At 66.5% G+C, this 12165-nt stretch carries 13 protein-coding genes; 6 read left to right on the plus strand and 7 right to left on the minus strand.

Annotated features, from left to right (window positions below):
- Nucleotides 1-1332, minus strand: coding sequence for a tRNA(Ile)(2)-agmatinylcytidine synthase (locus C489_RS11775; RefSeq protein WP_006431498.1), 1332 nt, complete (start codon nucleotides 1330-1332; stop codon nucleotides 1-3).
- 167 nt (nucleotides 1333-1499) lie between these two features.
- Between C489_RS11775 and C489_RS11780 the strand changes: the two genes are divergently transcribed.
- Nucleotides 1500-2465 carry a transcriptional regulator gene (locus C489_RS11780; protein WP_006431499.1) on the plus strand — a complete coding sequence of 322 codons (966 nt, stop codon included), beginning with the start codon at nucleotides 1500-1502 and terminating at the stop codon, nucleotides 2463-2465.
- Nucleotides 2466-2517: 52 nt separating this feature from the next.
- Nucleotides 2518-2727: a hypothetical protein gene (locus C489_RS11785; RefSeq protein WP_006431500.1), complete on the plus strand. Its 210-nt coding sequence runs from the start codon at nucleotides 2518-2520 to the stop codon at nucleotides 2725-2727.
- A 54-nt stretch (nucleotides 2728-2781) separates the two neighbouring features.
- Here C489_RS11785 and C489_RS11790 read toward each other — a convergent pair whose 3' ends face one another.
- Both C489_RS11790 and C489_RS11795 read right to left on the minus strand, forming a co-directional pair.
- Entirely contained in the window at nucleotides 2782-3039 is a 258-nt protein-coding gene (locus C489_RS11790) for a glutaredoxin family protein (RefSeq protein WP_006431501.1), read from the minus strand.
- A gap of 137 nt (nucleotides 3040-3176) precedes the next feature.
- Nucleotides 3177-4580, minus strand: coding sequence for an NCS2 family permease (locus C489_RS11795; protein ID WP_006431502.1), 1404 nt, complete (start codon nucleotides 4578-4580; stop codon nucleotides 3177-3179).
- A gap of 181 nt (nucleotides 4581-4761) precedes the next feature.
- On the opposite strand from C489_RS11795, the gene C489_RS11800 reads away from it, so the two are divergent.
- Nucleotides 4762-5424: a potassium channel family protein gene (locus C489_RS11800; RefSeq protein ID WP_006431503.1), complete on the plus strand. Its 663-nt coding sequence runs from the start codon at nucleotides 4762-4764 to the stop codon at nucleotides 5422-5424.
- A gap of 221 nt (nucleotides 5425-5645) precedes the next feature.
- Here C489_RS11800 and C489_RS11805 read toward each other — a convergent pair whose 3' ends face one another.
- Nucleotides 5646-6776, minus strand: a complete 1131-nt coding sequence (locus tag C489_RS11805) for a DNA methyltransferase (protein ID WP_006431504.1) — start codon at nucleotides 6774-6776, stop codon at nucleotides 5646-5648.
- A 110-nt stretch (nucleotides 6777-6886) separates the two neighbouring features.
- On the opposite strand from C489_RS11805, the gene C489_RS11810 reads away from it, so the two are divergent.
- Both C489_RS11810 and C489_RS11815 read left to right on the plus strand, forming a co-directional pair.
- On the plus strand, nucleotides 6887-7864 hold the full coding sequence (locus C489_RS11810; protein ID WP_006431505.1) for a calcium/sodium antiporter: 978 nt from the start codon (nucleotides 6887-6889) through the stop codon (nucleotides 7862-7864).
- Between the two features lie 85 nt (nucleotides 7865-7949).
- On the plus strand, nucleotides 7950-9083 hold the full coding sequence (locus C489_RS11815) for a glutathione S-transferase family protein (protein WP_006431506.1): 1134 nt from the start codon (nucleotides 7950-7952) through the stop codon (nucleotides 9081-9083).
- Nucleotides 9084-9145: 62 nt separating this feature from the next.
- On the opposite strand, the gene C489_RS11820 is transcribed toward C489_RS11815, so the two are convergent.
- The 3 genes from C489_RS11820 to C489_RS11830 form a co-directional block, all read right to left on the minus strand.
- A complete protein-coding gene (locus C489_RS11820; RefSeq protein ID WP_006431507.1) occupies nucleotides 9146-9475 on the minus strand; it encodes a DUF7535 family protein in 330 nt (109 codons plus the stop codon).
- A gap of 151 nt (nucleotides 9476-9626) precedes the next feature.
- Nucleotides 9627-10403, minus strand: a complete 777-nt coding sequence (locus C489_RS11825) for an NAD-dependent epimerase/dehydratase family protein (protein WP_006431508.1) — start codon at nucleotides 10401-10403, stop codon at nucleotides 9627-9629.
- 141 nt (nucleotides 10404-10544) lie between these two features.
- Nucleotides 10545-11558 carry an alcohol dehydrogenase catalytic domain-containing protein gene (locus C489_RS11830; RefSeq protein ID WP_006431509.1) on the minus strand — a complete coding sequence of 338 codons (1014 nt, stop codon included), beginning with the start codon at nucleotides 11556-11558 and terminating at the stop codon, nucleotides 10545-10547.
- 160 nt (nucleotides 11559-11718) lie between these two features.
- Here C489_RS11830 and C489_RS11835 point away from each other — a divergent pair, with 160 nt between their 5' ends.
- The gene (locus C489_RS11835; RefSeq protein WP_006431510.1) at nucleotides 11719-12093 is read left to right on the plus strand and encodes a 2Fe-2S iron-sulfur cluster-binding protein; all 375 of its coding nucleotides are present in this window, start codon (nucleotides 11719-11721) and stop codon (nucleotides 12091-12093) included.
- Nucleotides 12094-12165: the final 72 nt, after the last annotated feature.

A 12165-nucleotide genomic window follows, 5' to 3' on the forward strand; every position in this document is an offset into this window, starting at 1 on the left:
TTACCGCTCCGGATGCGTCGGCGCGTCGAACCCGCCCCGAACGAGCGGCTTCGCGATATGCCGACGCGCACACGGCGGGACCTCGTACCAACCCACCTCGAGGTCGCGCTCGAGCGACTGTGTCGCCTTCTCCGCCGTCCCGGTTCCGCAGTCCCGGCAGCGATACCCCTGATTCCGCCCCGCGCTCTTCATCGTTCGCCCGCAGTCGGGACAGGTCGGCGTGACCCGCTCGGTGCGGACGAGGTCGCGGACGGCGAACTTCTCCAGTTTGAGCGTGTCGCTCGTGACCTCGCCGCAGGCGGTGATCCGATCGCCGATGCGTAGCGCCCGCACTCGATCGCGGAATCGCTTGGTCGGCTCGAACGCGGCACAAGTCAGCCGGTCGGGGGCGGTCTCGTTCCCTCCCTTCCCCTCACCGTCTCCGTCCCTCGAGCCCGCCGTTTCCGGCGATTCGAGGTCGACGAAAACGTGACCCCCGCGTCTGGTTTCGGGCTCGCTCGCGACCCGCCCCTCGAGCCGGTAGGCGCGTCCGTCCTCGACGGCTCCGATCGAACCGTCTCGGAGGTGGATGTCGGTTCCCTGATTCGTCAGAAATAGCTGGCTCGCGGCGACCGGTTCGCTCTCGATCCGCCCTGCGACCGCCCGAACCGCGGCCGCCTCGTCGCCGCGGATCCCGTGCAGGATCGGGCCAGGCGTGTGCGGCACGCAGACGGTCTCGTCCTCCCCGCGATCGACGGTGTCCCAGACCGCGGGATAGCCCCGGTCGGCCGCCGCGAAGACGCTCTCTTGATCCACCTCGCGGGCGGTTCCCCAGCGGTCTTCCTCGCGGTAGGAGATGTACTCGTGGGTCCACTCCTCGAGGGCCGCCCACGCGCCGACGGCAGCGAGCGCGCCGATCCGGCCGCGGCCGTTCCCCGCGTGCCACGATCGATAGCCGTGGCGCTCGATCGCCGCCGCGGCGTCGGCCGGCTTGAGGTGGGCGCGAATCGCGCGCCACGCGAATCGCCCGATCTCGTCGGGAATCGCGTCCGCATCGGCGGCGTGGTCTGCGACGACGAGCCCCGGGTTCGTCCGCTCGTCCGCGGTTTCGGCAAGCGACTCGAGGCGCTCGCGGGCGACGGCCTCGGCGCGGTCGGGATCGCAGTCGGTGTGGATCGCCAGCGCGGCGTTCCCTCGCGTTTTGTACTCGACGGCGGGGTTGAGCCGGACGAGGAGGAGCCGTTCGATCGTCGCTCCCTCGCGACGCAGCCGCTCGGCGATCGTCGCGGCGACGTAGGTCGTACACATCCCTCGCTCTCGCGAGTCGGTATCGTCGATCCCGACGACGGTCATCGGCGGCTTTTAGCGGGGGATCGGGTAACCCCTTTCGGGACGCTGCGCCGCCGCCGATCAACGAGACCTGATATATAAGTATATTCCCGATACGCGATCGAATCGCGACACGGCACCCGGTCATCGCGGGGAAAACGTCTTATAGGAGGACTCGCTTACAACCCCGTATGTCCCGCTCCGCGCTAGTCGGCAACGTGACCGCGATGTTAGAGGACGCGGGATTCATGGTCAGTGATCGGTGTGCGATTCGACCGAAGAGCTTCGATATCGCCGCGCGCTGTGGTGAGGACCTGATCCTCGTCAAGATCCTCGCGAACATCGACGCGTTCAACCAGGCGACGGGCCAGGAGATGCGGCGACTTGGGACCTACCTCAACGCGACGCCGCTCGTCATCGGCCTGCGCAGCCGCGACGAGGATCTGAAACCGGACGTCGTCTACTTCCGACACGGCGTCCCCGTCTTCAGCCCCGATACGGCGTACAACCTGTTCATCGAGGAGGTCCCACCGCTGATCTACGCTGCCCCCGGTGGCCTCTACGTCAATATCGACGGTGACCTGTTAGCCGACGAGCGAGAGGATCGCGACTGGAGTCTCGGTCAACTCGCCAGCGAACTCGGCGTCTCCCGGCGGACCGTCTCGAAGTACGAAGACGGGATGAACGCCTCCGTCGAAGTCGCGATGAGCTTAGAGGAGATGTTCGACGCGCCGCTGACGAGCCCCGTCGACGTCCTCGAGGGGGCCGATGATGTCCACGAAAGCGAGACGACGCCCGATGACCCCGAGGCGGACCCGGACGACGAACAGGTCGTCGCCGTGCTCACGCGGGCCGGCTACAGCGTCCACCCAACGGCCCGGTCGCCGTTTACGGCCGTCAGCGAGGACGAAGACGACAGCGAAATCGTCCTGACGGGTCACTCGAAGTTCACGAAGGCCGCGGAGAAACGCGCCCGGATCATGAGTTCGATCGGGCAGGTCACTCGGACGCGATCCGTCTACGTCGTCGACCGCGCCAAACAGGAGTCCGTCGACGGCACCGCGCTGGTCGAGCGCGACGAACTCGCGAAGTTCCGGAACGCCGACGACCTCCGGGACGTCATCCGGGAGCGCTCCGAGCACGAAGAAGCGGCCTGAGAGCGCTGCTTCGAAACATGTAATCTCCTCCGTGGTGTCAGTACTATAACAGATGGGCGCGAATTTCGGCGTCGACATAATCAGCAGACACCGCGCGCTCCTCGTCTGCGTCATGGCGGCGCTCGGAATCGTGTTCAACTACGGAACGATCGTCACGACCGTCGCGGATGCAGCGGTCTTCTTCGTCCTCTCAGTCGTGATCGGCTATTTCCTGTTTACGCTGTTCAGCCTGCTCTCGCATCGGTTCTGGTGGGACCAATAATCGACACTGTCGCTGGAGAACGGCCGGCGAGGAAACTGGGATCGTGCCGTCGATTCAGGCCGCACCGCTGCCGTAGGTCTCCTCGAGGTACTCGACGATATCGTCGCTTTCGGGCATGCCTTCGACGCCGTGTGCTTCGTCGACGATGACCGGGACGCCGGTCTGGCCGCTGACCTTTTCGACTTCGGTGCGCTCGTCGTGTGAACGGGGCACCTCGATGATGTCGTAGTCGAGTTCGAGGTCGTCGAGTTTCGAGCGGACTTTGGCGCAGTACGGACAGCCGGGAAGCTCGTACATCGTGATGTCTGCCATGCGGGGATATTGCCGCGGAAGACGTATCAGCCCACCGGTTGACCGGGCGATTGCCGGTGTCGAGGCGGTTCGAGAGAATCCGACGCTGGATCGGGCAAGGCGGTATTGTCGGTGAAAAAGCGGACCGAACTGCCCCGTCAGAACGAGAGCATCTGGGCGTCGACGGCGAAGAAGACGGCGAAGTAGAGGATGAATGCGGCGGCGAGTGCCCACTGACCGAGCGAGACGTCGTCGGCCTCGCCCATCGAGGCTTTGACCAGCGGGTAGCTCATGATCCCGGCGGCGAGTCCGTTCGAGATCGACGCGGTCATCGGCATGACGGTGATCGTCAGCCCGCCCGAGATCGCCCACGCAGGGTGTTGCCAGTCGATGTCGGTGACGCCCTGGAGCATGATGATGCCGACGACGACCAGTGCGAGGTAGGACGCGTACTGCGGAATCGCGCTGATCAGCGGCACGAGCAGCAGGGACAGCAGGAAGAGGAGGCCGACGACGAGCGCGGTAAAGCCGGTCCGGCCGCCCTCCTCGACGCCGGTCGAGGATTCGATGTAGGTGGTCACCGTCGAGGTCCCGATCATCGCGCCGACGGTGGTCCCGATCGCGTCGGCCATCAGCGGCTTCTCGATCTCGGGGAGGTCCCCGTTCTCGTCTAAGAAGCCACCGATCTGGGAGACGCCGATGAGCGTCCCGGCCGTGTCAAAGAAGTCGACGAAGAAGAACGTAAAGACCACCAGCACGAAGACGAGCGGATCGTCGGTGATCATCCCGAGCCCGTCGATGAAGCCGGCGACGAGCGGCGTGAAGTCGTACTGGACGTTCGTGACGATGCTCTCCTGCGGGGTCAGCGTCCCGGGAGCGACGACGCCGAGGGCGGTCAGCAGCCAGCCAGCGGCGGCGGTGGCCAGGATCCCGATGACGATCGCTCCGCGAACGCCGCGCGCGTGAAGGATGAGCATCAGCGCGAGCCCAACGACCGAGAGCGCGGCGACGGCGCTGGTCGCGACGTTGCCCATCGTCACGAGCGTTTCGGGGTCTGCGACGACGATCTGCATCTCTTGGAGTCCCAAGAAGAGCAGATAGACGCCGATACCGGCTCCGACGGCGAATTTGACGGGTTCCGGGAAGAGTTCGATAATGTACCGACGCGCGCCGACCGCGGTCAAGAGGATGAAGACGATCCCTTCGACGAAAACCGCCGCGAGCGCGACCTGCCACGGCACGCCGAGGCTGAGGACGACCGTGTACGCGAAAAAGGCGTTCAGTCCCATCCCCGGCGCGAGGCCGAACGGCCTGTTCGCCCAGAACGCCATCACGAAGATCGCGACCGCCGACGAGAGAATCGTCGCGACGGTGATCATCTGCGTGACTTCGCCCGAACTGTAGCCCTCGAGCGCGATCGCCTCGCCGAGGATGTTCGGATTGACGACGATGATGTAGGACATCGCCAAGAACGTGGTCACCCCCGCGATCGATTCGGTCTCGAGGTCGGTATCGTGCTCGTCGAAGCCGAAGAACGTTGCGAGTGTCTCGATAGCCCCCATATTGGATGCTCGAGCATACCCACACCGATTAGTTAAACGTTCTTGTCCGCATTGACGCTTCGAGTATGCACGTTTGTGAATAGAGGGTGAGCGATCGCGACGGCTCGCTCGCCGATTGACTCGAGCCAGCGAGCGTCGACGGGACGAACGTATTTCACTCCCGAGCGCGTACCGTGGTACCATGAGGTTTGTCATCGTGGGATACGGCCGGGTCGGCTCGCGGACGGCAACCATCCTCGCCGAAGAGGGCCACGAGGTCGTCATCGTCGACGACGATGTCGGCCGCATCGAGCGTGCGAGCGACGCGGGGTTCGAGACGGTGCGAGGCGACGGGGCCGACGAGGACGCCCTCGTCGACGCGAAGATCGAGGCCGCCGACGCGATCGGCGCGTTCACGCCCGACCTCAACGTCAACTTCGCGGCGTGTATGGTCGGCACCCACCACGGCTGTCGGACCGTCCTGCGGATCGACGAGGACTACCGCGAGGACATCTACGAGAAATACGCCGAGGAGGTCGACGAGATCGTTTACCCCGAGCGGCTGGGCGCTGCGGGCGCGAAGACGGCCCTGCTCGGCGGCGACTTCAACGTCGTCGCCGACCTCGCCGCCAACCTCCAGTTGACCGTCCTCGAGATTCGGGAAGGGTCGCCGGCGGTCGGCAAGCGAATGAGCGAACTCGAACTGCCGGAATCCGCACGGATCTACGCTCACGGGCGCGCACGCGAACCGCTGACGATCCCGCTGCCGGGCACCGAACTCGCGGTCGGCGACGAGGTCGCGATCATCACCGAGACCGATCGCGCGTCCGCGGTTCGATCCGCGCTGTTGCCCGCAAGCGCCTGATTGGGCGTTCGACTCGATCCTGTCGCTGCGCTCGAGCACGGCTACTGCCGCTTACGAAAGGGTAGAAAACCGGGAGCAGGCGCGCTGACGGCTGGGATGGGGGGAGGTGGGGAGACCGTCGCGCGCCTGTTGCGTTCGTCACACCGGTGGCCAATAAAACCGCGTCAGACGATCGACGGACGAGAGTCAGACATCGCCGCCGGCGCGCGCCCGAACGCGGCTCAGGCCCCGTCCTCGAGCCGGAAGACGAGCACGTTCTGGTGGACCATCGAGGGGACAAAGGAGAACGGGTAGCCGTAGACGTGGAGGTCCTTCGTCGGATCGTACCAGATCAGGGTCGCCGCAAGCGTGAGTGGTGCGGTCGATTCGATCGCCCGCGCGAGATCCGCCGAGAGGAACTCGTAGGACTGCTCGCGGTACATGTCGCCGATGAAGACGACGACATGGCCGTCCGGCGCGACGGCCTCGGTGAACCGGTCGAACTTCCCGGCCATGTCCGCGAGCCACTCTGCTTTCGTTTGGTGGTCGTCGGACCCGTCGGTCGTTTCGAAATCGTCGTCGCCGTCGGCAGTATCGTCGATATCTGTAACGGCATCGCCAGTACCGCCGCCACGGTCGTCGATATCGCCACCGGCGGTCGCGGTCGTGGCCGCGCCGTCGAACGACCCCAGTTTGCTCTCCCGGGTCTCGCGTTCGTTGCGCGTCTGCTCGAGTTCGTCCATGTCCCAGTAGGGAACGTCGGTCAGCAGGAGGTCGACGGAATCGTCGGGGACGTCCTCGATCAGGTCGGCGCAGTCGCCGTGTCGCAGTTCCTGTTCGGCCAGCGGCGGCTCGCCGCGGGCGCGGCGCTCGTCGTTTTCCTGCTCGAGGACTTCCCGGTAGATCTCGATCCACCGCTCGGTGCGCTCGAAGCCGATGGCCTCTCGGAGTCCAGTGCCCTCGTGCTCGCAGAAACTCGCGCCGAGCAAGGTGCCGCCGACGCCCGCGAAGGGGTCGAGGACGGTATCGCCGGCCTTGCTGAACCGGTCGATCAGGTCCGCACAGAGCCGCGGCGGTTTCTGGCCGCCGTGTTCGCTGCGCAAGTCGTGTTGGACCGCGGGCGGGTAGCTCTCGTCGATCACGGACTTCGTGGCGAACTTCCATTCCTTGCCCGTGAGATCGTTGACCCGATTGCGCTCGTCGTAGACGCCGCGCCCCTCGATATAGCGCTGGTGATCGGCCAACTCGTCGGTATCGATCACCTCGCCGTCCTCGACCGGCAGGGATTCCTCCCGCGCACGATCCGCGTCGAAATCGCCGTCTTCGTCCGTGAACAGGCGGCTCTGGCGGTGTCGATCCCCGTCGTCTGCCATACCTCGAGTGCTCACGGGAGTCGCTTAAACGCTTGTCTTCGGTCACTGCCTCGAGCGCCGGCGGCCGTCCCCGCCGCTTTTCACGCCCCCGTGCGAAGGCGTCCGGTACGATGATACCCGTCGGAGACGTCGTCTCGTTGTCCCTCGGCGTCCTCGCCCTCTGGGTCGGCGCTCGCTTCCTCGTGACCGGCGCCTCGAGACTCGCCGGCGCGGCCGGGATCTCGGCGCTCGTCGTCGGGCTCACGGTGGTCGCGTTCGGCACGTCCGCACCGGAGATCGTCGTCTCGACGGGCGCCGCGCTCGAGGGCCAGGGCGACGTCGCGGTCGGCAACGTCGTCGGCTCGAACGTGTTCAATCTGGGCGTCATCCTCGGGCTCGTCGTCGTCATCGCGCCGTTTCGCGTCACCGAGCCGCTGCTCCGTCGGGACGTGCTGGCGATGGCCGCCTCGACGGTCGTCGCGGCCGCCGTCCTGGCGAACTTCCTCGTCTCGCGGCTCGAGGGGGCCGTCCTCCTCGCGCTGTTGGGGTGCTATCTGGCGGCGCTCGTGGTCGCGATCAGGAGCGGGGACGAGGCGGGCGACTCGATCGAGGCGACCGACGACGGGGCGTCGCCCGTCACGGCCGACGGCGACGGTCGGGAGGTCCGGTTCGGCCTCGAGGCCGGCCGCACCGCGGCGGGGCTCGCGATCGTGATCGTCGGCGGCCGACTGCTGGTCGACGCCGCGGTCGGACTGGCCCTCTCGGCGGGGATCTCGGAGTGGGTCGTCGGCGCGACGATCGTCGCGGCGGGCACGTCGCTGCCGGAGCTGGTGACCTCCGTCGTGGCCGCCCGTCGGGGCGATACCGGCATCGCCGCGGGCAACGTCGTCGGCTCGAACGTCTTCAACGTCCTCGGCGTGCTGGGGCTGGCCGCCGCGGTCCGCCCGCTGGCCGTCGATTCGGCGGTCGTTCTCGCCTTCGGGTGGCTCGTCGCCCTGACCGCGTTCGGAACGGTCGTCCTCGCGACGGGTCGGCGACTGACCCGCCTCGAGGGGGCCGCCCTCGTCGCGTTCGGCGCGAGCTACTGGGTCGTCAGCGCCCTCCTCTGAGACCGTCTCGCCGATCGACTTGCCCGCAGGCCGGGTGACGCGAGTGTTAGCGAGACCATTTGAACGTCCCGCCCCTAGCTCGGGTATGAACATGCTCGTCGACGGCGAGTGGCGGACTGACGCGTACGAGTCGACCGGTGACGACGGCTCGTTCGAACGCCAGACGACGCCGTTCCGCGACGAAATTCGCGACGATCCGGACGCTCGATTCCAACCCGAAGCGGGTCGGTATCACCTGTACGTTTCCCTCGCCTGCCCGTGGGCGCATCGAACGCTCGTGACGCGAGCGCTGAAGGGCCTCAAGGACGCGATCTCGGTCTCGATCGTCGATCCGTATCGCGGCGAGGGCGGCTGGCAGTTCACCCCCGACAAGGAGGGCTGTACGCCCGATCACGTCCACGACGCGGACTTCCTCCGGGAGCTATACGTCCGCGCCGATCCGGACGCGACCTGTCGCGTGACGGTGCCGGTGCTCTGGGACACGCAGGAAGACACCATCGTCAACAACGAGTCCGAAGAGATCATGCGGATGCTCGACACCGAGTTCGACGAGTACGCCGCTCGAGACGTCGATCTCTACCCGGAGGGCTACCGCGACGAGATCGACCGGGTCATCGACGAGATTTACGACCCGATCAACAACGGCGTCTACCGCGCCGGCTTCGCCACGAAACAGGGCCCCTACGACGAGGCGGTCGACGACCTCTTCGCCGCGCTCGACCACTGGGACGAGGTGTTGGCGGACCAGCGCTATCTCGCGGGCGACCGGCTCACCGAAGCCGACATCGCGATGTTCACGACGCTCGTCCGGTTCGACAACGTCTATCACACGCACTTCATGTGTAACGTCCAGTACATCCGAGAGTACGACAACCTCTGGCCGTACCTCCGGGATCTCTACCAGACCGGCGTTCCCGACCGGCGGGAGGGAACGGAACCGCGAGCAGGGAGCGGTGCGAGACGCGACCGCGGGGAGCGTCTCGACGGAGCGAACGGGGAGGAACGATCCGTGAGCGACGCGACCCGCGAGCACGGCGTCGCCGAGACGGTGAATATGGACCACATCAAGGAACACTACTACACGACCCATCCCGACGTGAACCCCCACCGGATCGTCGCCCGCGGGCCGGACCTCGCGTTCGACGCCCCCCACGACCGCGACGAACTCCCGGGCGGCCCGCCGTCGGACCTCGTCCCAACGGCGAGCGCCGGCGACTAAGAGAAAATCGGCCTCGAGCGAGCGAAACGAAAGCGCGGTGAAAAACGACTCGGGCAGACAGCTTACGATTCGGCTGCGGTCTGATCGGCTTCGGCCTGGTCTGCGTTTTCGGCGTCAGTTTCCGTGGCGTCTCCCTCGTCGGCATCGGCGGGCTCGGTATCGGCTTCCTTCGCCTCTCTCGAGCCGTTGTGACCGGTCTCGCGCCGCCAGGTCTCGAAGCTGTGTTCGAACTCGTCTTCCGCCACGAACACCTTCCAAAGGATCCAGACCGGCACGAGCACCGGGATCAGCGGGATCAGGATGATCACGAGTATCGCCGCCATGATATAGCCGAACAGGGACATCTGGGTGTTCGGCCCGTAGCCCGACGACTCGGACACCTTGGTTGACATGTGGGGAGCTACGAACGTGTCGGTATTCCGTCTTTCGATTCGATGGGTCCTCGCGGGAACGAATTCGGCCGAGAGATTATCGATTCGTGACAGTTCGGAGCAGCGACCGACAGTCAAACGGAGCCGGACGACTCGAGTCCGTTGTCCCCGCTCAGTCGTCGCCCAGAACCGCCTCGGAGTCGTCCTGCGGGCGGTAGCCGAGGTCGAGCATGGTCTCGGTAAGCGAGAGGAAGCGCTCGGAGTTGTCGGAGACGCCGTGGGCGATCAGGGGCGACTCGTCGAGGGTCGTCGTCGCCGCCGCGTTGAGCACCCGGCGGCAGTCGCCGGGGCTGAGCCACATCGCGCGGGCGTAGCGCTCGCCGGCGGCGTCTCGCTCGTCGCAGATCTCCCGGAGCTCGTCGCGGGTGAGCAGCCAGCCGATCCGCAGGCTCACCACGTCGAACCCGTGTCGCTTGGCGTAGTACGAGCCCATCGCCTCGCCGAAGACCTTCGTGACGCCGTAGTACGTGTCGGGGTTCGTCGGATCGGCCGGCCGGACGGCCTCGGGGCTGCCGCCGGTCGACTCCGGCCGGATCACCGAGGCGATGTTCCCCATGTTGACCGCGTGGTTCGAACTCGCGAAGACCACCCGCTCGAGGTCGTTTTTCTCGGCGGCCTCGAAGGCGTTGTACACCCCCTCGACGTTCGGCCCGCTGACCTCGTCCCACTCGGCCCGCGGCGAGGGGTTGGCCGCGAGGTGAATCAAGACGTCCTGGCCCTCGAGGGCGTCGATGAACCCCTCACGATCGGTGATCTCGAGGGGCTCCGCGTCCACGTCCTCGGTCTCGCTGTGGGTGAACAGCGTCAGGTCGTACTCGTCGTCCGGGAACGCGTCGATGGCCTCCCGGCCCACGTTACCCGCCGCGCCGGTGATGGCGATATTCGTCATATGGGCCATACAGCAACGGTGTAGAAATAATTCAGGGCGGCGCGTTCCAGTCTGAAAATCACCCTCTCGTTCCCGCCCAGCGGTGACAATACGGGTCGCTAATCCTATCTACGGTCGCGGTTACGCCCACCCCGATCCGGCCTACGGCTCGACGACGATCTTGCCGACGCTCTCGCGGTCCTGCATCGCCGCGAAGGCCGCGTCGGTGTCCGCGAGCGCGTACGTCTCGTCGATTTCGGGGTCCAGTTCGCCGTCGGCTACGAGGTCGACGAGTCGCCGCAGGTCGTCCTGGGTCCCCATCGTGGACCCGACGACGCGCTTGTGTCCGAGGAAGAGGTTCGCCACGTCGATCGTCGACTCGTTGCCCGCTGTGCGGCCGCAGATCGCCATCGTTCCGCCGCGGCGCATGACGGCCTGTCCGAGTTCGGTGAACTCGCCGCCGAGGTGGTTGATGACCGCGTCCGGCGCGCCGATCTCCTCGACTTCGCCACGGATCTCGTCGATGTCCGTCGATTCGATTCCGTGATCGAGTCCGAGGTCACGGACCCGCTCGAGTTTCTCGGCCGACGAGGACGTGCCGATCGTCCGTGCGCCGAAAATGTCCGCGAGTTGGATAGTCGCGACGCCGACGCCGCCGGTCGCGCCGGGGACGAAGACGAGGTCGCCGGGACCGACCTCGGCCCGCCGGAGCATGTGGAAGGCGGTCATGTACGCCGTCGGAATCGCGGCGGCGGTCGTCGCGTCCACGCCGTCGGGCAGCGGCATGAGCCGATCGGCTGTCACGCGGGCGGTTTCGGACAGCCCGCCGTGATAGAGCGAGAACCGTTCGCACATGTTCTCCGGGCCTTCGCGACAGAACCGACAGGAGTCACACGTCTCGTTTGGGCAGAGAACCACCCTGTCGCCGGGCTCGAGGCCCTGTACGTCTTCGCCGATCTCGCTGACGACGCCGGCCACGTCGAGCCCCGTGACGAAGGGCAGGTCGTCGGCGTCGACCATCGCCGAATCCCCCTCGAGGATCCAGAGATCGTGGCGATTGATCGCGCAGGCCTCGACATCGACCAGCGCCTCACCGGGCCCCGGTTCGGGCTCGTCGCGGTCGATCACGTCCACTCCCTCGGGACCGATCAGGTCGGTAAACGCTGCGGCTTTCATCGGTTTTCGGGTCGGCCTCAAGGGCAAAGACCCTAGGGAAGGCGGCACTGGGATCGGGGAACTCGAGCAGTCCCGCACTTCGATCCGTCTGTCAGCCCGCAGGACCCGCTTGCAACTGGCCGGCCGCAGCCCTTTCTCGCGGCCGGCCGTACATGTACCCGTGACAGCCCCTACTACGTGGGAGGTCGAGCTTCGCGTCCCGGCGGACGCCGATTTAGACGCCGCTGGCGAGACCCGTACCATCGAGGTCAGCGAGGACGAGGCGATCCTCGCGGCGGCCCGATCGGCGGGGCTCTGGCTGTCGGCCGACTGCCAGCAGGGGTGGTGTATCACCTGCGGCGCGAAGCTCCTCGAGGGCGAGGTCGACCACAGTCAGGCCAAGCGATACTACCCGTCGGACGAGGCGGCGAACTTCGTCCTCACCTGCGTCGCTCGCCCGCGCTCGGACTGCGTCATCGAAGTCGAGCGCTACGACGAACTGCTCCGGCAGCGCGCCGACCACGATCAGCCCCCGGGCCGGTCGAAGCTCGGGTAGCGACGGCGCGGTTCGACGACGAGAGACCGGCATCTGCTCGCCGAAGGTTTTCCGACCGCGCGTCGAAGACGC

Source organism: Natrinema versiforme JCM 10478 (genome assembly GCF_000337195.1).
Classification (GTDB): Archaea; Halobacteriota; Halobacteria; order Halobacteriales; family Natrialbaceae; genus Natrinema; species Natrinema versiforme.